At 32.6% G+C, this 23,152-nt stretch carries 24 protein-coding genes; 8 read left to right on the top strand and 16 right to left on the bottom strand.

All coding sequences use genetic code 11. The features are described from left to right. Positions 1–120: 120 nt before the first annotated feature. The 7 genes from atpD to ACIQZ1_RS00825 all read left to right on the top strand — a co-directional run bounded on the left by atpD (position 121) and on the right by ACIQZ1_RS00825 (position 6,842). A complete protein-coding gene (gene atpD / locus ACIQZ1_RS00855) occupies positions 121–1,632 on the top strand; it encodes a F0F1 ATP synthase subunit beta (protein ID WP_396158153.1) in 1,512 nt (503 codons plus the stop codon). 73 nt (positions 1,633–1,705) lie between these two features. Then, positions 1,706–1,987 (top strand): F0F1 ATP synthase subunit epsilon, encoded by a 282-nt coding sequence (locus tag ACIQZ1_RS00850; RefSeq protein ID WP_291241411.1) that lies wholly within the window; start codon positions 1,706–1,708, stop codon positions 1,985–1,987. Positions 1,988–2,054: 67 nt separating this feature from the next. Beyond that, positions 2,055–3,203: an aminotransferase class I/II-fold pyridoxal phosphate-dependent enzyme gene (locus tag ACIQZ1_RS00845; RefSeq protein ID WP_396158151.1), complete on the top strand. Its 1,149-nt coding sequence runs from the start codon at positions 2,055–2,057 to the stop codon at positions 3,201–3,203. Between the two features lie 5 nt (positions 3,204–3,208). After that, on the top strand, positions 3,209–3,613 hold the full coding sequence (locus ACIQZ1_RS00840) for a DUF2007 domain-containing protein (protein WP_396158149.1): 405 nt from the start codon (positions 3,209–3,211) through the stop codon (positions 3,611–3,613). Positions 3,614–3,709: 96 nt separating this feature from the next. Continuing rightward, positions 3,710–4,330: a dethiobiotin synthase gene (gene bioD / locus ACIQZ1_RS00835; RefSeq protein WP_396158147.1), complete on the top strand. Its 621-nt coding sequence runs from the start codon at positions 3,710–3,712 to the stop codon at positions 4,328–4,330. An 89-nt stretch (positions 4,331–4,419) separates the two neighbouring features. Further along, complete coding sequence (gene bioA / locus ACIQZ1_RS00830; protein WP_396158145.1) at positions 4,420–5,697, top strand: adenosylmethionine--8-amino-7-oxononanoate transaminase; 1,278 nt, start codon at positions 4,420–4,422, stop codon at positions 5,695–5,697. Further along, complete coding sequence (locus ACIQZ1_RS00825; RefSeq protein ID WP_396158143.1) at positions 5,691–6,842, top strand: beta-ketoacyl synthase N-terminal-like domain-containing protein; 1,152 nt, start codon at positions 5,691–5,693, stop codon at positions 6,840–6,842. The genes bioA and ACIQZ1_RS00825 overlap by 7 nt, the downstream gene beginning before the upstream one ends. A 36-nt stretch (positions 6,843–6,878) precedes the next feature. Here ACIQZ1_RS00825 and ACIQZ1_RS00820 read toward each other — a convergent pair whose 3' ends face one another. The 16 genes from ACIQZ1_RS00820 to aspS form a co-directional block, all read right to left on the bottom strand. After that, positions 6,879–8,246, bottom strand: a complete 1,368-nt coding sequence (locus tag ACIQZ1_RS00820; RefSeq protein WP_396158141.1) for an NADH-quinone oxidoreductase subunit N — start codon at positions 8,244–8,246, stop codon at positions 6,879–6,881. 13 nt (positions 8,247–8,259) lie between these two features. Further along, positions 8,260–9,690: a NuoM family protein gene (locus ACIQZ1_RS00815; RefSeq protein WP_396158139.1), complete on the bottom strand. Its 1,431-nt coding sequence runs from the start codon at positions 9,688–9,690 to the stop codon at positions 8,260–8,262. Then, a complete protein-coding gene (gene nuoL, locus ACIQZ1_RS00810; protein WP_396158137.1) occupies positions 9,690–11,594 on the bottom strand; it encodes an NADH-quinone oxidoreductase subunit L in 1,905 nt (634 codons plus the stop codon). Before nuoL ends, ACIQZ1_RS00815 begins: the two co-directional genes overlap by 1 nt. Before the next feature lie 6 nt (positions 11,595–11,600). Continuing rightward, a complete protein-coding gene (gene nuoK, locus ACIQZ1_RS00805; protein ID WP_291241457.1) occupies positions 11,601–11,921 on the bottom strand; it encodes an NADH-quinone oxidoreductase subunit NuoK in 321 nt (106 codons plus the stop codon). Continuing rightward, positions 11,921–12,424 carry an NADH-quinone oxidoreductase subunit J gene (locus tag ACIQZ1_RS00800; RefSeq protein ID WP_396158135.1) on the bottom strand — a complete coding sequence of 168 codons (504 nt, stop codon included), beginning with the start codon at positions 12,422–12,424 and terminating at the stop codon, positions 11,921–11,923. Before ACIQZ1_RS00800 ends, nuoK begins: the two co-directional genes overlap by 1 nt. A gap of 2 nt (positions 12,425–12,426) precedes the next feature. Continuing rightward, positions 12,427–12,972 (bottom strand): NuoI/complex I 23 kDa subunit family protein, encoded by a 546-nt coding sequence (locus ACIQZ1_RS00795; protein WP_396158133.1) that lies wholly within the window; start codon positions 12,970–12,972, stop codon positions 12,427–12,429. A 7-nt stretch (positions 12,973–12,979) separates the two neighbouring features. Beyond that, positions 12,980–14,011, bottom strand: a complete 1,032-nt coding sequence (gene nuoH, locus ACIQZ1_RS00790; protein WP_396158131.1) for an NADH-quinone oxidoreductase subunit NuoH — start codon at positions 14,009–14,011, stop codon at positions 12,980–12,982. Beyond that, entirely contained in the window at positions 14,011–15,030 is a 1,020-nt protein-coding gene (locus ACIQZ1_RS00785; RefSeq protein ID WP_396158129.1) for a 2Fe-2S iron-sulfur cluster-binding protein, read from the bottom strand. The genes nuoH and ACIQZ1_RS00785 overlap by 1 nt, the downstream gene beginning before the upstream one ends. A 45-nt stretch (positions 15,031–15,075) precedes the next feature. Continuing rightward, positions 15,076–16,440 (bottom strand): NADH-quinone oxidoreductase subunit NuoF, encoded by a 1,365-nt coding sequence (nuoF, locus tag ACIQZ1_RS00780; protein ID WP_396158127.1) that lies wholly within the window; start codon positions 16,438–16,440, stop codon positions 15,076–15,078. 4 nt (positions 16,441–16,444) lie between these two features. Next, the gene (gene nuoE / locus ACIQZ1_RS00775; protein ID WP_396158125.1) at positions 16,445–16,975 is read right to left on the bottom strand and encodes an NADH-quinone oxidoreductase subunit NuoE; all 531 of its coding nucleotides are present in this window, start codon (positions 16,973–16,975) and stop codon (positions 16,445–16,447) included. Between the two features lie 81 nt (positions 16,976–17,056). Further along, positions 17,057–18,295 carry an NADH-quinone oxidoreductase subunit D gene (locus ACIQZ1_RS00770; RefSeq protein ID WP_396158123.1) on the bottom strand — a complete coding sequence of 413 codons (1,239 nt, stop codon included), beginning with the start codon at positions 18,293–18,295 and terminating at the stop codon, positions 17,057–17,059. Between the two features lies 1 nt (position 18,296). Then, positions 18,297–18,824 (bottom strand): NADH-quinone oxidoreductase subunit C, encoded by a 528-nt coding sequence (locus tag ACIQZ1_RS00765; RefSeq protein ID WP_396158121.1) that lies wholly within the window; start codon positions 18,822–18,824, stop codon positions 18,297–18,299. 2 nt (positions 18,825–18,826) lie between these two features. Continuing rightward, a complete protein-coding gene (locus ACIQZ1_RS00760) occupies positions 18,827–19,375 on the bottom strand; it encodes an NADH-quinone oxidoreductase subunit B (RefSeq protein WP_353077809.1) in 549 nt (182 codons plus the stop codon). Positions 19,376–19,388: 13 nt separating this feature from the next. Then, positions 19,389–19,754, bottom strand: coding sequence for an NADH-quinone oxidoreductase subunit A (locus tag ACIQZ1_RS00755; protein ID WP_396158119.1), 366 nt, complete (start codon positions 19,752–19,754; stop codon positions 19,389–19,391). Positions 19,755–19,931: 177 nt separating this feature from the next. Beyond that, the gene (locus ACIQZ1_RS00750) at positions 19,932–20,132 is read right to left on the bottom strand and encodes a cold-shock protein (RefSeq protein WP_091310371.1); all 201 of its coding nucleotides are present in this window, start codon (positions 20,130–20,132) and stop codon (positions 19,932–19,934) included. Between the two features lie 72 nt (positions 20,133–20,204). After that, positions 20,205–21,959 (bottom strand): aspartate--tRNA ligase, encoded by a 1,755-nt coding sequence (gene aspS, locus ACIQZ1_RS00745; protein ID WP_396158117.1) that lies wholly within the window; start codon positions 21,957–21,959, stop codon positions 20,205–20,207. A gap of 134 nt (positions 21,960–22,093) precedes the next feature. Between aspS and ACIQZ1_RS00740 the strand changes: the two genes are divergently transcribed. Continuing rightward, positions 22,094–23,089 carry a TlpA family protein disulfide reductase gene (locus ACIQZ1_RS00740; protein ID WP_396158115.1) on the top strand — a complete coding sequence of 332 codons (996 nt, stop codon included), beginning with the start codon at positions 22,094–22,096 and terminating at the stop codon, positions 23,087–23,089. Positions 23,090–23,152: the final 63 nt, after the last annotated feature.

The following is a 23,152-nucleotide window of genomic DNA, read 5'->3' as shown; positions in this document are numbered from 1 at the left end:
TTTTATTGAAAAAAAGTCAAAAAATATATTGCATAATTGCATCTAAAAAAACTATCTTTGCACTCTGAAAAAAGTATGTTTTTTTCAATAATAAATAGCTATTAAATAAATACATAAGCAATGTCTAAAGTTACAGGAAAAGTTGCACAAATTATTGGACCAGTTGTAGACGTAGTGTTTGACACTACTAACGGAGAACTTCCAAAAATTTATGATTCGTTAGAAATTACTAAAAAAGACGGTACTAAATTGGTTTTAGAAGTACAATCTCACATTGGAGAAAATACGGTACGTACTATTTCAATGGACTCTTCTGATGGTTTATCAAGAGGTACTGAAGTGGTTGGAACAGGAAATCCAATCAAAATGCCAATTGGACCAGATGTTTATGGTCGTTTATTCAACGTTATTGGTGATGCTATCGATGGTTTAGGTGAATTACCTAAAGACGGAGACAACGGAATGTCAATTCACCGTGCCGCACCAAGATTTGAAGATTTAGCTACTTCATCTGAAGTTTTATTTACAGGCATTAAAGTAATCGACTTAATTGAACCTTACGCAAAAGGAGGTAAAATTGGTTTATTCGGTGGTGCTGGAGTTGGTAAAACGGTATTAATTCAAGAGTTAATTAATAATATTGCAAAAGGTCACGGTGGACTTTCAGTATTCGCAGGAGTAGGTGAAAGAACGCGTGAAGGAAATGATTTACTTCGTGAGATGTTAGAGTCTGGAATTATAAAATATGGTGATGAATTTATGCACTCTATGGAAAATGGAGGATGGGATTTATCTAAAGTTGATATGCCAGGAATGAGAGAATCTAAAGCTACTTTCGTTTTCGGACAAATGAATGAGCCACCTGGTGCTCGTGCTCGTGTAGCTTTATCAGGATTATCTATTGCGGAATATTTCCGTGATGGAGCTGGAACAGGACAAGGAAAAGACGTTCTTTTCTTCGTAGATAACATTTTCCGTTTTACTCAAGCGGGTTCTGAAGTATCTGCACTTTTAGGACGTATGCCTTCTGCAGTAGGTTACCAACCAACTTTGGCAACAGAGATGGGGGTAATGCAAGAGCGTATTACTTCAACAAAAACGGGTTCTATTACATCGGTGCAAGCGGTTTATGTACCTGCGGATGATTTAACTGACCCGGCACCAGCAACAACGTTTGCTCACTTAGATGCAACAACAGTATTATCTCGTAAAATTGCTGAGTTAGGTATTTATCCAGCGGTAGATCCATTAGATTCTACTTCTCGTATCTTAACGCCTGAAGTTTTAGGTGATGAGCACTATGATTGTGCGCAAAGAGTAAAAGAAATTTTACAACGTTACAAACAATTACAAGATATTATTGCGATTTTAGGTATGGAAGAATTATCTGAAGAAGATAAATTAGTCGTATCTCGTGCTCGTAAAGTACAACGTTTCTTATCTCAACCTTTCCACGTAGCGGAACAGTTTACAGGGATTCCAGGTGTTTTAGTTGATATTAAAGATACTATCAAAGGATTTAATATGATTATGGACGGTGAATTAGATCGTTTACCAGAATCAGCATTTAACCTTAAAGGAAGTATCCAAGAAGCTATTGAAGCTGGAGAAAAAATGTTAGCAGAAGCATAATAAATAGACAATTATCAATTGATAATTGACAATTAATTATCCATTTCAATTATTAATTATCAATAATAAAAGTATGATTTTAGAAATAGTATCACCAGAAGCCACTTTATTTTCAGGAGAAGTAACATCCGTTTCTGTTCCAGGAATTAATGGCGAGTTTCAAATGTTAAACAATCACGCGGCTGTAGTTTCCATTTTACAAAAAGGAAATGTTAAAATCAGTGCAGCAAGTTTTAATATTGATAAAAACAACGAAGCTAAATTTACAAAAGTAAATGAGCAAACGTATTGGTTAGCCATTCAGTCTGGTACTATAGAAATGAATAACAATAAAGTAATTGTTTTAGCAGACTAAAACGTTATTTATTAAAATAACAATCCTGATAAGTGTTTTCTTATCGGGATTTTTTTATTTTTACATTATGAAAATTCCAAATGTACTTCAGCAAAAATTACTTTTTCGAAAAGAAACAAATGCTTTACGAAAATTGCCTACGCCTATAAATGGAATTGATTTTTCATCCAACGATTATTTAGGGTTTGCTAAAAACGAAGAAATATTCGAAACCACACACCAATATTTAGTTGAGAATAATATTAAAGTAAATGGAGCAACAGGTTCCAGATTAATTTCAGGAAATCATAATTTGTATGATATTACTGAAAAATATATTGCGACATTTCATCAATCTGAAGCCGCTTTAATTTTTAATTCGGGTTACGATGCTAATGTTGGTTTTTTTAGCGCTGTGCCGCAAAGAAATGATGTTATTTTATATGACGAGTTATGTCACGCTTCCATTCGTGATGGCATTCAAATGAGTCACGCCAAATCGTATAAATTTCAACATAACGATTACGAAGATTTAGAATCAAAAATTTCCAAAATTCAAACTACAAACTCCGAATTCCAAACCATTTATATTGTTACAGAATCTGTTTTTTCTATGGATGGCGATACGCCTAACATAGAAACATTAGTGCAGCTTTCAGAAAAATTTAAGGCACTTTTAGTGGTTGATGAAGCGCACGCATTGGGTGTGTTTGGAGAAAAAGGCGAAGGCATAATTCAATCGCAACAACTTCAAAATAAAGTTTTTGCCAGAATTATGACGTTTGGAAAAGGTTTGGGTTGTCACGGTGCTGCTATTTTAGGAAATGCAGATTTAATTGAATATTTAGTCAATTTTTCAAGAAGTTTTATATATACAACCGGACTTTCGCCTCATTCTGTAGCTACAATTTTAGTAGCCTATCAAAATTTAAATCAATCGGATGAACTTCAAAAATTAAAAGAGAACATTACTTTTTTCAATCAACAAAAGCAACTATTAGGGATAAAATCCTTATTTGTTTATAGTAAATCGGCTATACATTCGGCTATAATTCCTGGAAATAATAATGTTAAAAAAATCGCAGCTCAATTGCAAGAAAAAGGCTTTGAAGTGAAAGCAATTTTGTCGCCAACCGTTCCAGAAGGTCAAGAAAGATTGCGATTTTGTTTACATTCTTATAATACAGAACAAGAAATGAAAAGCGTATTAGACGAATTAAGTGAACTAATTCTTTAATAAATATGAGAAAATCATTAATTGAAATTGCTAATTATCAATTCTCCTCCGAAGCGTATTTATTTAAAGGAAAATTAGAATCAGAAGGCATTGAAGTGTTTTTGCAAAATGAAAACACAATTAATACCGATCCATTATTGAGTAATGCTTTAGGAGGTGTGAAATTATTTGTAAATTCTGAAGATGTTCAACAATCAAAACAAATTTTAGATGATATCCCAGAGTATTCTCTTGACGATAAAGGCGAATTATTATCTTGTCCAAATTGTGGTTCTCAAAAAATCACGATGGTCACCACTATTAAAGATATTAAATCTTTTTTAGCCTTTATTTATGGTTTACTAACTTTATCTATGCCCTTATTCTCTAAACAAAAATATAAATGCGAAAACTGTAACTTTGAATTTTAAATAAAAAAATTCAACAGAGAGTTTCACAAAGTTTTATTTGTATTTTTGTGTAGCTCTGCGAACACTTTGTGAATCTCTGCGAAACAATTCAAAAAAATGAAACTATTTATAACAGGAATCGGAACCGATGTGGGCAAAACTATCGCCTCATCAATTATTGTAGAAGCCTTAGAAGCCGATTATTGGAAACCCATACAAGCGGGCGATTTAGATAATTCTGATACAATTAAAGTGGAAAAATACGTATCGAATACTACTACAACTTTTCATGAAAATGCTTACGCGTTGCTAACTCCCGCAAGCCCACATTATGCTGCGGAAATAGATGGAATTACAATAGATTTAAATGAAATTAAGCAGCCCAAAACTAAAAATGTTTTGGTAGTTGAAGGGGCCGGTGGAATTTTAGTTCCTTTGAATAATAAGAATTGCGTTATTGATATTATTCAACCTGATTACAAGGTAATTGTGGTTTCTCGTCATTATTTAGGAAGCATCAATCATACCTTAATGACCATTGAAATTCTAAAATCAAGAAAGTTAACTGTGGCAGGAATTATTTTTTCTGGTGATGAAAATAAAGCTACAGAAAGCATCATTTTACAGAAAACAAATGTTCCTATGATTGGAAGAATTGACAACGAACCGTATTTCGACCAAAATGTAATTAAATATTACGCGGATTTGTTTCGAGAAAATCTTCAAAAAATAGAATAGAATATAGAAATAGCCTTTATCTTTGCATTATAATTTTAGAATTTACGAGCATCATTTTTTAATCTCTATTTTCTATATTCTAAAAAAAAATGACACTTTCAGAAAAAGATAGTTTATATAACTGGCATCCGTATACACAACATAAAATAAATTCGCATTTTCCTGCAATTGTAAAAGGGAAAGACGAATTTTTATGGGACGAAAACGGGAAGCAATATATCGATGCTATTGCGTCTTGGTGGGTGAATCCCTTCGGGCATAGTAATACGATTATTGCCGATGCTATTTACAAACAACTTACGACGTTAGAGCACGTTTTATTTGGTGGTTTCACGCATAATGTCGTAGTAGAATTAGCTGAAAAGTTAGTTGAAATTTTACCTTCAAATCAAAGAAAGTTCTTTTATTCTGATAATGGTTCTACGGCAGTGGAAGTGGCTATAAAAGCTTCCTTTCAATATCATTATAATAAAGGAATTAAAAAAAACACCATAATTGCTTTTGAGGATGCTTTTCACGGGGATACTTTTGGAGCTATGGCAGTAAGTGGTATTGGCTTGTTTACCGAAGCGTTTCAAGAAGCATTAATTAATGTAATCCGAATTCCAGTACCTACAAAGGGCAATGAAGAAATTTCTAAATTAGCATTAGAAAAAGCAATTTCTGAAAATGAAGTCGCTGCTTTTATTTTCGAACCTTTGGTTTTAGGTGCTGCTGGAATGGTTATGTACGATGCTGCTGAATTAGACAAGTTGCTTTCATTTTGTAAGAAAAATAACGTTTTCACCATTGCAGATGAAGTGATGACAGGATTTGGAAAAACAGGAAAACTTTTCGCTTGTGATTATTTGAAAAACCAACCCGATATGATGTGTTTGAGTAAAGCACTTACGGGTGGCACAATTCCAATGGCGATAACGACTTTTTCACAAGAAATTTTTGATGGTTTTGTGAGTGATAACGTGAATCAAGCATTATTACACGGGCACACATTTACGGCAAATCCAACAGGTTGTGCGGCAGCTTTAGCGAGTATTTCTTTATTAGAAAAGCCTGATACTTATGAAAATATCAATAGAATTAACAATTCGCATCTTGAGTTTGAAAAACATATTTCTAAACATTCAAAGGTAAAATCTACTCGTGTTTTAGGGGTTATTTTTGCTTTAGAAATTCAGGTTTCTGAAAAACAATCGTATTATAGTAATTTGCGCAATCAATTTTATAATTTTTTTATAGATAAAGGTGTTATTTTACGACCAGTCGGCAATGTGATTTATATTTTACCATCTTACATTATTTCAAAAGAAAGTTTACAACAAATTTATAACACTATCGAACAAGCTTTAAACGAGATTCCATGTTAAAACAACCCGTTTATATACATTCAATTGCTTCTATATCTGCATTAGGAATTACTTCTGCCGAAATTTGGGCCAATTATTTGCAGAAAAATTCATTGTTTCAAAAGCTGACAGCCAATAAAAAAGAATATTGGGTTTCTAAATTTTCAGATAAAGAAATTACTTTTTTAAATACTATTATAAGTTCAGATTCAAAATATAAACATCTAGATAAATCGGTAGTAATGTCGATTTTGGTTGCCAGAAAATGCTTTGAAAACTGTAATTTTTCCAAAAAAAATATTGGAATTAATTTTGGTTCTTCTCGAGGCGCCACTTTATTATTTGAAAAGTACCATACTGATTTTATTAATGAAGGATCGGTTTCTTCGTTTACCTCTCCAGCTACAACTTTAGGTAATATTTCGAGTTGGGTGTCGCACGATTTACAAACAGATGGCCCAGAAATCTCCCATTCTATTACTTGTTCTACAGGTTTACACGCTTTGTTAAACGGAATTGCTTGGTTGCAATCGGGAATGAGCAATGAGTTTTTAGTTGGGGCAAGTGAAGCACCTTTAACACCATTTACGTTAAGTCAAATGACGGCCTTAAAAGTGTATTCTAATGAAGATACTGCTTTAGCCAATAGATGTTTGGATTTAGAAAAAGCTTCAAATACTATGGTTTTGGGTGAAGCGGCAGCTTGTTTATCATTATCACTTAATTCAGAAAAAGCAATTGCAAAAATTACAGGAATTGGCTTTGCCACAGAAATTTTATCAAGTAGTACTTCTATTTCAACTGAGGCAGAATGTTTTCAAAAATCGATGAAAATGGCTATTGGGAGCTATGTCGTTGATGATATAGATGCGATAGTAATGCACGCACCTGGAACTATTCAGGGTGATAAAACGGAGTTTGAAGCTATAAAAAAAGTGTTTGGTAACAATTTACCTTTGTTAACTTCAAATAAGTGGAAAGTAGGGCATACGTTTGCTACTTCTGGATTATTAAGTATAGAATTGGCTATATTAATGCTTCAAAATCAACATTTCATTGAATCCCCTTTTTATAAAAATCAAAATACGACTAAGAAATTAAAAAGTGTATTGGTAAATGCCGTTGGATTTGGCGGTAATGCTGTTTCTGTTTTAATTGAGTTGTAAAAAAAGTCCAAATGTAAATTTGGACTCTCTTATTTCTTATATTAAATTCAGTATCGAATCTGGGAAAATTCCTATCAGAATTAATAGTACTGTAGCAACTATTCCAACTATATAATATTCTGAATGATTAGCGTATTCTTTGCCATAAGTAGGTTCTTTTGTATACATAGCAATTACTATTTTAAAATAGTAGTATACAGCTATCATTGAATTAATAATAGCAACAATTGCCAATCCAATAAAACCACTTGCGATTATTTGATTTAACAAGAAAAACTTAGCAAAAAATCCAGCTAAAATTGGAATTCCAGCCATTGATAATAAAGCAATGGTAATAATAAAAGCCATTAATGGATTTTTTTTACCTAAGCCATTAAAGTTGTCTATGAAATCATTGTCTTCATTTTTAGTAACAAATAGAATTACTGAAAATGCTGCTAATCCTGCTATTGCATAGGATGCGGCGTAAAATAATAAATTGTTTTCTGCGGCATTTATGTTTAATAAAGTTAAAAGCATAAATCCGGTATGAGAAACTCCTGAATATGCAATAACTCTTTTTATTTTTTTCTGACGAAGTGCCATTACGTTTCCAAATAACATAGTTGCAATTACCACTACAACTATTACTTGTGTATAACTGTAAAGCATTTGGCTGTTTAATATCGTAATCAATTTAAAGAAGGAAGCCATAGCAGCAACTTTAGCTAACGTACTCATTATTGCCGTTACTTGAGTTGGAGAACCTTCATACACATCTGGAGCCCAGAAATGCATTGGTGTAGCGGCTACTTTAAATAGCATTCCAATTGTAATTAAAATCACACCTATGTAAAACCAAAATTCAGTACTTGCAGAAATTGATGCTTCGTATAATGTTCCGATATCAAAAGTACCTGTTGCACCGTATAACATCGTAATTCCAAATAATAAAATACCTGAAGCAAAAGAACCCATTAAAAAGTATTTCATACCGGCTTCATTACTTTTTATGTTTAATCTATCACTTCCTGCTAATACATATAATCCAATAGATAACACTTCAATTCCTAAGAAAAACATAGCTAAATTACTGAAACTTACCATTGCCACTGCTCCAGAAAGCATAAATATTTTTATCGAAATAAAATCTGATAATTTTGAACTGTTTTTGTAGCTCGGCGCACTCATTAAAATAAGCAAAGCCGTTAATAAAATAAATAAACTTGAAAATGCTTTTGCAAATTTATCTGAAATTATCATAGATTCGTAACCTGATATTTCAGGTAATTCATCAATTAAGTTTACACCAAATAATGCCATTAAGGCGATTATTGATACAGGAATAATAATCTTTTTTAGATTCATTATTTCTGCTAATAAACAAAATATTCCGATTCCTATTATAGCAATTAATGTAGTCATTTTATGATGATTATTATTTAATTTGAGTTAAAATTGATTGTAAACTTGGCGTAATTAAATCGATAATTGGTTGTGGAAATAATCCGAAGAAAATTGTTAAACCTACAATTATTACTAATACAATGCTTTCTTGATTTGTTATTCTTTGAAATGATTTTGTTTCTGATCCTAACATTACTTTTTGAAACATTCGTAACATATAAAATGCGCCTAAAATAATTGTTGTACCTGCTACTACCGCGTACCAAATGTTTACTTTAAATAAACTGTAAAGTAAATTAAATTCGCCAATAAAATTAAATGTAGTTGGTAACGCAACAGAGGCTAACATTATTATCATAAATAATGAAGCAAAATAAGTATCTTGAATTCTGATTCCGCCCATTTCTTTAATTTCGTAGGTGTTGTATCGGTTATAAATTAATTCTACAACATAAAATAATCCAACAATTACAATTCCGTGAGAAAGCATTTGTAAAACTGCACCTTGAAATCCTTCAAAAGTTAAAGAGTATAAACCAGCAGCTATCAGTCCAACGTGTGATAAAGAAGAATAGGCTAAAAACTTTTTAATGTCTTTTTGTTTTAATGTTACAATCGCACCATAAATAATTCCTGCAATTGATAATGCAACAATATATGGAATGTGTGCTTTTGCTACTTCATCCGTTAACGGCAATTGCCATCTTAACACACTATATAATCCCATTTTCAACATAATCCCAGACAATAACATCGTACCTACAGCAGGCGCTTTGCTATACGTGTTAGCTTGCCAAGTATGAAAAGGAATCAAAGGAATTTTAATAGCATATGCTAAAAAGAAAGCAACGAAAATATATGTTTTTTCTGAAGTTGTTAGTTGTAATGCATATAATTTATTGATATCAAAACTACCACCTTTTGTGTACAAGTAAATGAAAGCTAAAAGCATAAATAAGGATCCGGCAAACGTGTAAATAAAGAATTTTAAAATCGCTTTCTTACGTTCTTCCAAATCACCGTTACCCCAATTTAAGGCAATAAAATAAATTGGAATTAATGCAATTTCCCAAAAAATGTAATATAAAATTCCATCAGAGGCTAAAAACGTTCCTGCCATTGCAAATCCCATAAATAGCATTAATGCATAAATAGATCTTGAATTTTCAAATTTTGTAATAAATCCAGATAAGATAATTAAGGGTAATAATCCAGTTGTTAATAATAACATCACTAAAGATAAACCATCAACGTGTAAGGCGAAGTTTATGTTTAGTTGAGTAATCCAAGATGTATTTACATCTAAATTTTCACCTGCTTGATAAGCATTTAAACATAATAGTGTCACTCCGAAAGCAGCAATACTTGAAACTAAAGCTATTTTAGGTGCGAACTTGTTCCCTGATAAATAGGTGACAATTGCGCCAACTAATAATACAATTAAAACGATACTAATATCCATTATTTTACATCTCGAATTATAAATACATAAACTAAAAACCCAACCATTCCGAATATGAATGCAAATAAATACACACCAATATTACCATTTTGAATTTTCTTCCCTTTAATAGATAATGCATATGTTGCACCACCTATTCCAATAACTGCTTGTGAAATAAATTTCTCCACATATTTTTTAGCAAAATTGGATATCATATAGATTGGTTTCACAATTGTTGCCATATAAATTTCATCTAAATAATATTTATTAGATAAAACTTTGTGTATACCTTTAACTTCTGAATCGGCAACTGGAATTTCTTTTTTCTTTAAATATTTAGAGTAAGCTATTGCGATTCCTAATAAGGCTCCAATAGTTGCCACTGCCATTAACGTATATTCAGTTGTTCCTAAAGTATGGGCTTCGTGTGATTTATGTGCGAATAATGGCGCTAAATAATGATTTAACCAACTGTGTCCTGGTAAACTAATTGCACCACCAATTGCGGCCAATGTTGCTAAAATTACTAATGGAATAGTTATTAAAGCAGGACTTTCGTGTAAATGATGTTTTTGTTCTTCCGTTCCTCTAAAGTCGTTGAAGAAAGTTAAATACATCAATCGGAACATATAAAAAGCGGTCATAATAGAAGCAATCGAACCAACAACCCATAAAGGAATGTTACTATGAAAAGCTGTCATTAAAATTTCGTCTTTAGACCAGAAACCAGAGAAAGGAAAAATACCTGAAATAGCTAAAGTTGATATCATCATCGTCCAGAACGTAATCGGCATCACTTTTCTTAAACCACCCATATTTCTCATATCTTGTTCTCCCTGTAACGCGTGAATTACAGAACCTGAACCTAAGAACAAACAAGCTTTAAAGAAAGCGTGCGTAATTACGTGAAAAACCGCTACTTCATACGCGCCTAAACCTAATGCTAAAAACATTAATCCTAATTGCGAAACGGTAGAATAAGCTAATACTTTTTTAATATCGTTTTGAACCAAACCAATTGATGCAGCTACAATTGCAGTGATAGCACCAACGATTGCAATTACGTTTTGAATTTCTGGTGTTAAATCGAATAAGAAATTCATTCTGGTAATCATAAAGATACCTGCTGTTACCATCGTTGCTGCGTGAATTAATGCAGAAACAGGTGTTGGTCCAGCCATAGCATCTGGTAACCACGTAGCTAAAGGTAATTGTGCCGATTTTCCACAAGCTCCAATGAATAAACATAAAGCTGCGATTGATAAAGTCAATTCCGTTTCTGTCGTAAATGGCATATCTAAAAGATGTGTAATGGCCTCTTTTAATTCTACAAAATCTAATGTATTAAACCATTTACCTAAAATAAATATTCCAATTAAGAAACCTAAATCTCCAATACGGTTCATAATGAACGCTTTTTTCGCTGCATCATTATAATCTTGGTTTTTATACCAAAATCCGATTAGTAAGTACGAACATAAACCTACGCCTTCCCAACCAATGAACATAATTAATAAGTTACTTCCAGCCACTAAAGCAATCATGAAAAATACAAACAAATTTAAATAGGAGAAAAATTTATGCATATTTTCATCTTCATGCATATAGCTGATTGAATATAAATGAATTAATGATCCAATTCCTGTTACAAACAATAACCATAAAACAGATAATTGATCGAATAAGAAAGAAAAATTTATTTTAATGTTTCCAATTGAAAACCAATCTGCCAAATGAAAAGTAAATGATTTCCCATTAGCATTAATTTGAGAGAATAAACAAATCGCACATAAAAAAGACACAACAATTGCTGTTGTTCCTAGTACACCAGAAATTGTTTTTCCTAATGATTTACCAAAGAATGTGTTGATTAAAAAACCAACTAACGGTGCAAATAATAAGAGTAATATTGTAGTATTCATTTAGAATTATCCTTTTAGATTTTTTAAATTATCGATGTCAATATTTCCAATATTTCTGAATACTGAAACTAATATGGCTAATCCTACAGCAACTTCAGCTGCGGCAACGGCCATAGTGAAAAACACAAATACTTGCCCAGATGGATCTTCATGATACGAAGAAAAAGCAACCAAAAGTAAGTTGACAGCATTTAACATAATTTCAATTGACATAAACATGATTATGGCATTTCTTCTGTATAGAAGTCCAAACGCACCAATACAAAACAGCAATGCTGAAAGTGTAATGTAGTTTCCAATACCAACGTGTTCTAATATGTTCATAATTAAATTTTTTCTTCTTTTTTAGAAATTAAAACGGCACCAATCATAGATACAAGTAATAAAACAGATGCAAATTCGAATGGAACTTGGTATTCGTTTAATAATACATTACCTAAAACTTTAATAGATTGGTAATCTACACCAGAATTTACATATTCTATATTTTCTGGTTGTGCTTTACGAAGTGCTGCAATTAAAACCAATCCTAAAATTCCAGCTGAAAAAACGGCTGCAAGTTTTGCATAAAGTGGTTTAGATGTTTCGTCTTCTTTGTCTAAATTCATAAGCATTAAGGTAAATAACAATAATACCATAATAGCTCCTGCATACACTATAATATGTACGATAGCCAAAAATTGCGCATTAAAAAGTAAGTAATGTCCTGCTAATGAGAAAAAGCATATTACTAAATAAATAGCACTATGAATAGCGTTTTTACTAAAAACTGTTAAGAAAGCAGTTCCTAATGTTACGGCTGATAATATATAAAAAACTATTTCTAACATAATTAATTTACGGTATTAGTTTGCGTGTTTTTGATAGCCATTTCTAAAGGCATCACCAGTTTGTCTTTTCCGTAGATGAAATCTTCTCTTTCGTAACCAGAATTGACAATTTTTTTAGATTTTGTTAAGTAAATGGCTTCTTTAGGACACGCTTCTTCACATAAACCACAGAAAATACAACGCAACATATTTATTTCATATATTTCGGCATATTTTTCTTCTCTATACAAATGCTTTTCTTCTACTTTTCTTTCTGCAGCTTTCATTGTGATGGCTTCTGCAGGACAAGATAAGGCACATAATCCGCAAGCGGTACATCTTTCTCTACCTTGGTCGTCACGCATTAGCATATGTTGTAAACGAGCTACTGGACTCATTTCGCGAACTTCTTCAGGATATTTTATGGTTACTTTTCTTCTAAACAAATGTTTAAGAGTAGTCCATAATCCTTTCAGAATTGTCCAAACGTAAATTCGTTCTAAGAATGTCATTTCCTTATTGGAAACTTCCATTTTTCTTCCTGATAATGATATTTGTTGTATTGACATTTTCTTACTAATTAAATAAAACCATTACAATTCCTGTAATAATAATATTAATAACCGCTAATGGTATTAATATTTTCCAACCCAAATGCATCAATTGATCGTATCTGAAACGTGGAATCGTCCATCTTACCCACATGTAGAAAAAGATGAAGAAACATATTTTTGCGAATAATGCTATAAAACCGATAAGTGCTGTTAAATTTATTCCAATTGCTTCTTTACATTCTGCCATGAATGGAAAATGATAGCCACCAAAGAAAATAACTGAAATAATTGTTGCTGAAATAAACATATTTGCATATTCAGCAAATAAATAAAATCCCATTTTCATTGATGAATATTCGGTATGATATCCTCCAATTAATTCCGATTCACATTCTGCCAAATCAAAAGGTGTTCTGTTTGTTTCTGCAAACGAACAAATTAAGAAAATTAAGAATGCTACAGGTTGATAAATTACATTCCAACCACCCGTTGTTTGCATTTCTGTAATAGCTTTCAGAGATAAAGAACCTGACATCATTAATATGGAAATTATAGCTAATCCCATCGCCACTTCGTAAGAAATCATTTGTGAAGAAGCACGAACGGCAGACATTAATGAGTATTTGTTGTTTGATGCCCAAGCACCAATCATTATTCCATATACACCAATTGACAATACACCAAAAACATACAAAATCGAGACATCAATATCTGTAGCTTGAAGAATAACATCTCTTCCAAAAACGTGAATTTTATCTCCCCATGGAATAACTGCACTTGTAATTAATGCCGTACTCATTGCTATTGCAGGTCCTAAAATAAATAAAAATCTATTTGGTGTGTTTGGAAAAAATTCTTCTTTGGTAAATAATTTGGCACCATCGGCAAGCGGTTGTAATAATCCACCCCAACCTGCACGGTTTGGACCCACACGGTCTTGTAAAAAAGCAGCTACTTTACGTTCTGCCCAAGTGGAATACATAGCCATTAGCATAGTTAATGCAAAAACAACAACTATGATGACACTTTTTTCTATGATAAATGCACTATCCATTAGTTATTTGTATTTTTTAATGGAACACCTGACATACTAATTTTAGTACGATCTTCATCGCGGCCTAATAATATGTTTTTTTCTGTATCTATATTTACTTTTTCCAAAGTACGTGTATAATTATTTTGGTTGATAACAGAATCTTTTGCAAATTTTTTCGGACCTTCAATTGTCCAATCTGACACTTCTTTTTTATCGAAACGACAGGTGTTACAAATAAATTCTTCTACTTCACCATATTGGTCTTTTCTACCCGTAATTCTTTGAATTTCGTTTCCAAACATCCAAACTGTAGTTTTTCCGCAACAAGTAGTACATTCTCTGTGCGCATTGAAAGGCTTGTTAAACCAAACTCTACTTTTGAAACGGAATGTTTTGTCTGTTAAAGCGCCAACAGGACAAACATCAATCATGTTACCAGAAAATTCATTATCAATCGCAGCAGAAACACAAGTTGAAATTTGTGCATGGTCTCCACGATTTAAAACACCGTGAACTCTTTTATCTGTTAATTGATCCGCTAAAGTCGTACAACGTTGACATAGAATACAACGGTTCATGTGTAATTGAATTTTATCGCCTATGTTTTCTGGTTCAAAAGTTCTTTTTTCTTCAATGAAACGTGTTTCTGATTTACCGTGTTCGAAACTTAAATCTTGTAAATTACATTCTCCGGCTTGGTCACAAACAGGGCAATCTAAAGGGTGATTAATTAATAAAAATTCGGTTACAGATTTTCTTGCTTCTGTTACTCTATCTGAATTTTTGCTATTCACTTCCATACCATCCATACATCCTGTAACACAAGATGCCATTAATTTTGGCATAGGTCTTGGATCAGCTTCGCTACCTTTTGCCACTTCTACTAAACAGCAACGACATTTTCCACCGCTTCCTTTTAATTTAGAATAATAACACATGGCTGGTGGCACTAAATCGCCTCCAATCATACGTGCAGCTTGCAGGATAGTTGTTCCTGGTTCTACTTCAACGCTTTGTCCGTCTATGGTTACTTTCATGTTATAATTGTTTGATCCTTAATAGAATCATTTTTTAATTTTTTATTAAACAGTTTGTTTGCTTACTAAATGTTGCACTTTCGAAAAAGGCTCATTTACAAAATGATTTCTATCTTTAATTTTTTCTGGGAATCTTACATGGTATTCAAATTCTTCTCTGAAATGACGAATAGCTGCCGCTACTGGCCAAGAAGCCGCATCGCCTAATGGGCAAATGGTGTTTCCTTCAATTTTTGATTGAATATTCCAAAGTAAATCGATATCTTCTTCACGACCTTGACCATTTTCAATTCTCCATAATATTTTTTCTAACCAACCTGTTCCTTCTCTACAAGGCGTACATTGTCCGCAACTTTCATGGTGATAGAAACGAGAGAAATTCCATGTATTTCTAACAATACAAGTCGTGTCATTATAAACAATAAAACCTCCAGAACCTAACATTGAACCTGTTGCGAAACCTCCATCTGATAAGGATTCGTAGGTCATTAATCGGTCTGTTCCTGCGGCAGTTTTGTATATTAAATGTGCTGGTAAAATTGGCACAGAAGAACCTCCAGGAACTAAAGCCTTTAAAGGTCTGTCATCAATCATACCACCACAGTATTCGTCTGAATTCATAAATTCTTCTACTGTAATACCCATTTCAATTTCGTACACGCCTGGATTTTTAATATGTCCAGAAGCAGAAATTAATTTGGTACCCGTAGAACGTTCTAAACCAATTTTTGCATATTCAGCACCTGAATTCATTACAATCCATGGCACAGCAGCAATTGATTCTACATTATTTACCACAGTTGGGTTCGCCCATAAACCTGAAATTGCAGGAAATGGTGGCTTAATACGAGGATTTCCTCTTTTTCCTTCTAAGGATTCGATTAATGCGGTTTCTTCTCCACAAATATATGCTCCTGCACCAACATGAACATATAAATCTAAATCGTAACCAGAACCTTTAATATTTTTTCCTAACCAACCTGCAGCGTAAGCTTCTTTGATAGCTTTTTCTAAAATTTTGAAAACCCACATATATTCTCCTCTAATATATATGTAAGAAAGATTAGCACCAAGAGCAAAACTTGAAGTAATCATTCCTTCTATTAAAAGGTGAGGAATATATTCCATTAAGAAACGGTCTTTAAAAGTACCTGGTTCTGATTCGTCTGCATTGCAAACTAAATGACGTGGTTTTCCTGATTTTTTATCGATAAAACTCCATTTCATCCCTACTGGGAAACCGGCACCACCTCGACCACGAAGTCCTGAAGCTTTTACTTCTTCAGTAATATCGTCTGGTTGCATGGTTAATGCTTTTTCCACTGATTTATACCCGCCATTTTCACGGTAAACCTCATAGGTTTTAATTCCTGGAATATTTATTTTGTCTAATAATATTTTTCTTCCCATGATATTATTTATCGTGTAAAGTTATTTTTTCTGCTTTGCAATCTTCAATTAAAGTATCGAAGGATTCCTTTGATAGTTTTTCGTGATAAAAATCGCCTAATTGCAACATTGGAGCATATCCACAAGCGCCTAAACATTCTACACCAACTACTTGAAATAAACCGTCTGAAGTAATTTCTCCTTCTTTCACGCCTAATTTAGAACAAGCGTAATCCATTAAATCCTCAACACCGCGAGTAGCGCAACAAGATGTTCTACAAAATTCGAACATGTATTTTGCTACTGGTTTTGTGTTAAACATCGTATAGAAAGTCACTACTTCGTACACTTCAATTGGAAGAATTTCCAAAATTTCAGCTACTTTTTGTTGCAATTCTACACTTAACCAATTGTCATGAGCATCTTGTACTTCATGTAAAACGGGTATTAATGCCGATTTCTTTTTATCTGCAGGATAATGACTGATTAGTTCGTTAATACGAGTCATTAACGCTTCAGTTATATGAATCTCTTGTTTGATATTTGATATTTCCATTTTTTTTATTTTAAATTTTGAATTAGAAATTTTAAATGTTTGTACTGATTTATAATTTAAAATTCATCATTTATAATTTTATTACGCGTCTAATTCTCCAGCAATTACATTTAAACTTGATAAGATTACAATGGCATCCGACAACATGGCTCCTTTAATCATTTCAGGGTAAGCTTGATAATATATAAAACTTGGTCTTCTGAAATGCAATCTATATGGTGTTCTACTTCCATCTGTAATTAAATAAAAACCTAACTCACCATTACCACCTTCAACAGGCTGGTATACTTCGGCAACAGGAACAGGTACTTCACCCATTACAATTTTAAAGTGATAAATTAAGGCTTCCATATTATGGTATACGTCTTCTTTTGGAGGAAGGTAATAATCTGGAACATCCGCGTGGAATACATTTCCTTCGGGCATTTTATCTAAAGCCTGACGGATAATGCTTAAACTTTCCCAAACTTCGGCGTTTCTTACGCAAAATCTATCGTAAGTATCACCTGATTTTCCAACAGGAACATTAAATTCGAAATCTTCATATGAAGAATATGGTTGTGCAACACGAACATCATAATCTACACCAGCGGCTCTTAAATTAGGACCTGTAAATCCGTAATCCATTGCCATTTCTGGAGTTATTGCACCTACGTTTACCGTTCTGTCAATAAAAATTCTATTTCTTGTAAATAAATCTTCAAATTCTTTCCAAGCTACTGGGAAATCTTTTAAGAAAGTATCTAGTAATTCAAATGCTTTTGGCGACCAATCTCTTTCAAATCCACCAATTCTTCCCATATTTGTAGTTAAACGGGCGCCGCAAATTTCTTCGTAAATTTCATATACCTTTTCGCGGAATTGAAATACATAAAGAAATCCGGTATATGCACCTGTATCTACACCTAAAATGGAGTTACAAATTAAATGGTCTGTTATACGCGCCAATTCCATTACGATTACACGTAAATATTGTGCACGTTTTGGAACTTCTATATCTAATAATTTTTCTAAAGTCATCCACCAAGCCATATTGTTAATTGGCGATGAACAATAATTCATTCGGTCTGTAAGTGGTGTTATTTGATAAAACGGACGATTTTCAGCAATTTTTTCAAATGCTCTATGAATATATCCTATCGTTGGTTCTGCGTCTAAAATTCGTTCACCATCCATCAATAAGATGTTTTGAAAAATTCCGTGAGTAGCAGGGTGAGTAGGTCCTAAGTTTAAGATAGCTAATTCGCTACCGTCTTCGTTATGACGCTCCTCAATGTATTTATAATATCTGTGATCCGCAGGTAATGTTACTTTTCCCATCTTAAATTGTTGAATTATTAATGGTTCTACCAAAGAAACGGTCATCTTTGTCTGTTCTTCCTGAATCTTCCATTGGAAATTCTTTTCTCATTGGAAAAGAAGTCATTTCATCCATATTTAAAATTCGTACTAAATTTGGGTGTCCGTTAAAATTAATTCCATAGAAATCATAAGTTTCACGTTCCATCCAATTGGCACAATTAAATAATGAAACAACCGATTTAACTTCAAGATTTGTTCCGTTTAAAAATGTTTTTACTCGTATTCTTTTGTTTTCGTACCAATTATGTAAATGATATACCACACAAAATTGCTCGTTTACATCATTATCTGGATAATGCACACCGCAAAGATCGGTTAGAAAACTAAAGTTTAAAGAAGGTTCTTCTTTTAAGAATTTTATTACGTTGTATACAACATCTACATCGGCTTCCAAAACAAACATATCGTATTCTGTTCTAAAATACTTTACGTGGTCTCCAAAAGTTTCTTGAAGTTTACTTTGTATATCTACTGATTCTAAAGCCATTATTATTCTATGTTATAGGAAGCTAACAATTCTTTATATTCTGCAGAATGTCTTCTTCTTTGAGATTCACTTTTTACTAGTTCTTGTAGTTGCATTACGCCGTCTACTATTTGTTCTGGACGTGGAGGACAACCGGGTACATAAACGTCTACAGGAATTACTTTATCAATACCTTGTAAAACAGAATAGGTGTCAAAAATACCACCCGATGAAGCACAAGCTCCCACAGCAATAACCCAACGCGGTTCTGACATTTGTTCATAAACTTGACGTAAAATTGGTGCCATTTTTTTTGAAATGGTTCCCATTACAAGAAGCATATCTGCCTGACGAGGAGAAAAACTCACACGTTCCGATCCAAAACGAGCCAAATCATAATGCGATGCCATTGTTGCCATAAATTCGATACCACAACATGAAGTAGCAAATGGTAATGGCCATAATGAATTGGCACGAGCCAAACCAACAACTTGGTCTAATTTCGTTGCGAAGAAACCTTCACCTGCATGTCCTTCTGGAGCATCAACCATATTAACTTTATTCTTTTCCATACATTTTAATTTGTTATTCCCAAACTAATGCTTTCTTCTTAATTACATAGAAGAAACCGATTAGTAATAAAGTCATAAAAACAATCATCTTAATTAGTCCCTCAGTGCCTAATTCTTTAAAATTTACTGCCCAAGGGTACATGAAAATTACTTCCACGTCAAACAAAACGAATAAAATAGCGACTAAGAAATATTTAACAGAAAATGGAATACGTGCGTTTCCAACAGATTCAATTCCACATTCGAAACTTTTATCTTTGTTTACAGATGATCTTTTTGGGCCTAATAAACTTGAGCCAAAAATTGTTAAAGCAACAAACCCTACAGCAAGAAGTACTTGCATTAGAATAGGTATAAAATCTATTTGAGAATTTTGCATTTTAATGTTTTTTTTAAAATAGCCACAAAATTAATTTGTATTGAGGGATTATCAAAATTTAAACTACAATAAGAATAGTAATTTTATCAAAAATAATGTATTTATAATCATTCTAAATAAAAAACTAAAACATAAAAAAAACGCTCCGTTTTCGGGAGCGTTTTAGAGGGTAATAAATTAATCGTTTAATATTACAACGTTTGTTGCTACAATTCCTTTTCTTCCTTCTTCTTCTTCATAACTAACACGGTCTCCTTCGTTTAAGTTTTCAACCTTGATTCCTGTAGCGTGAACAAAAATGTCCTTACCTGTATCTTCGTTAGTGATGAAACCAAAACCTTTAGTTTCATTGAAGAATTTTACTGTTCCTGTTTGCATTATATGCGTATTTAATTATTAATAATGAGCAAATATATACATTTATTTTACACAAGCAAGAAAATTGTGTTTTTATTTTGTAATATTTAATTTTATTTGTAACTCTTCCAATTGTTTTTCGTCAATTAATGAAGGTGCGTCAATCATCACATCTCTTCCAGAATTATTTTTTGGGAAGGCAATAAAATCTCTAATAGTTTCTTGACCGCCAAGTATAGCTACCAATCTGTCTAATCCAAAAGCCAATCCGCCGTGCGGTGGTGCGCCAAATTGAAAGGCGTTCATTAGAAATCCAAATTGATTTTCTGCTTCTTCTTTAGTAAATCCTAATAATTCAAACATTCGTTCTTGTAAATTTCTATCGTGTATACGAATAGAACCGCCACCAATTTCGTTTCCGTTTAAAACCATATCATACGCATTGGCTCTAATTTTACCAGGTTCGGTTGTGATTAAATGCATATCTTCTGGTTTTGGAGAAGTAAATGGATGGTGCATCGCGTGGTATCTTTCAGATTCTTCATCCCATTCTAATAATGGAAAATCTAATACCCAAAGCGGCGCAAATTCATCCGGATTTCTTAAACCTAAACGTGTCGCTAATTCCATACGCAAAGCAGAAAGTTGCGTTCTTGTTTTATCCGTATTTCCACATAAAACAAAAATCATATCTCCAGGTTTCGCTCCCGTAATGTCTGCCCATTTTTTTAAATCATCTTGATCAAAAAACTTATCTACAGATGATTTTAAGCTTCCGTCTAATTCATATTTACAGTAAATCATTCCTGTTGCCCCAATTTGAGGGCGTTTTACCCAATCAATTAGGGCGTCGATTTCTTTTCTGGTGAAAGCTGCACAACCTGGTGCGGCGATACCAACTACAAATTCTGCGGCATTAAATACAGGAAAATCTTTATGTTTGGTTACTTCGTTTAACTCGCCAAATTCCATTCCAAAACGAATATCTGGTTTGTCATTTCCATACGTTTTCATAGCATAATCGTAAGTAATACGAGGGAATTTATCTATTTCAACACCTTTTACTTCTTTAAGTAAATGACGGGTTAATCCTTCAAATTGATTTAAAATATCTTCTTGTTCTACGAAGGCCATTTCGCAGTCAATTTGTGTAAATTCAGGTTGTCTATCAGCACGTAAATCTTCATCACGGAAACATTTTACTATTTGAAAATATTTATCCATTCCACCTACCATCAATAACTGTTTGAAGGTTTGTGGCGATTGTGGCAGGGCATAAAATTGACCTTCATTCATTCTACTTGGTACTACGAAATCTCGAGCGCCTTCTGGAGTAGATTTTATTAAATAAGGTGTTTCTACTTCACAAAATCCTTGATTAGATAAATAATTTCTTACTTCTTGCGCTACTTTATGACGGAATAATAAACTGTTTTTTACAGGATTTCTACGAATATCTAAATAACGGTATTTCATTCGAATATCTTCACCACCGTCCGTTTCATCTTCAATGGTAAATGGAGGTGTTAATGATTCATTCAAGATAGTCATTTCAGAAACTAAAATTTCAATGTCACCCGTTGGAATATTTTTATTTTTAGATTCTCTTTCAATTACAGTTCCTTTTACTTGAATCACAAATTCACGACCTAAAGATTTTGCAGCTTCAAAAATGGCTTTATTCGTTCTGGTTTCGTCTAAAATTAATTGCGTAATTCCATATCGATCACGCAAATCAATCCAAATCATAAAACCTTTATCACGTGTTTTTTGAACCCAACCCGCTAAGGTAACTTCTTGATTAATATGTGTAGCATTAAGTTCACCACAATTATGACTTCTATACATTGTTATTTGTTTTTTGCAAAAGTATAATAATTTTAAATTTTATTTTAGTTTAACAATTAATAATCTTAACAAATTTTTGTATTTTATTTTTTTTATTCTGTTATATTTACACTTTATAAATTAAATTTTTCAAAATGACAAACCACAAAACATTTTTATTAAGCGTAGTAGCAGGTTTTTTTTCTTTAACAGCCAGTGCTCAAGTTAAATTTTCAGCTAAAATTGTAAATAAACCAACAGATACCATATATGTAAAATCAAGAGGTTTTAGCCAAATGATTGTGGCAGATAAAAAAGGCGATTTTAATGCAACTTTCAAAGTAACAGATGGGATGTTTAAACTTGAAGTTGATGAGCAATATGCAGATTTATATTTAACAAATTCTTCAGATATACAAGTTTCTTTAGATTATAAAGATTTTGACAATACCATTTCTTTTAAAGGAAAAGGAGCAAAAGAAAACTCGTTTTTAGCTGCTGAAATGCTAAAACAAGCAGATCAAACTGCTTTTGAACCTATGATGAAAGCAGAAAATTTAGAAACTTTAACTGCGGAAGTGGCCAAATATAAAGAAACTGTTTTTGCAGCATTACCTAAAGATTTAGACGCTGGTTTTGTAGCTAAATATAAAGGAGATGTTGAAAAAGGTATGAAAGGTATGATTGATTATCTTTCTGCAGGTTTTGAATTAAAAAAATTAAACGGAACGGCTTCACCAACTTTTAAATATGAAAATCATAAAGGTGGTTTTACGTCTTTAGAAGATTTAAAAGGAAAATATGTATATGTAGATGTATGGGCAACTTGGTGCGGACCTTGTCGTCAAGAAATTCCTTTTTTACAAAAAACAGAAGCGGCTTATCACGGTAAAAATATCGAATTTGTAAGTATTTCAGTTGATGAGCAAAAAAATCACGACAAATGGAGCAAGTTTGTTACTGAAAAAAACTTAGGAGGTATTCAATTATTAGCTGATAAAGATTGGAAATCTGATTTCGTACAAGGCTATAAAATCAATGGAATTCCAAGATTTATTATCATTAGTCCAGAAGGAAAAATTGTAAATGCAGATGCACCAAGGCCTTCGTCACCTGAATTAGTAACGTTATTAGATTCGTTAGTAAAATAAAATTTTTAAAAACTGCTTACGGGCAGTTTTTTTTATGATTAATACCTTTTTATATAAAAATTA

Source organism: Flavobacterium sp. (genome assembly GCF_044341185.1).
Lineage (GTDB): Bacteria > Bacteroidota > Bacteroidia > Flavobacteriales > Flavobacteriaceae > Flavobacterium.
Note: the sequence above shows the minus strand (reverse complement) of the source record. Positions and strands in the feature narration are given on the sequence as shown.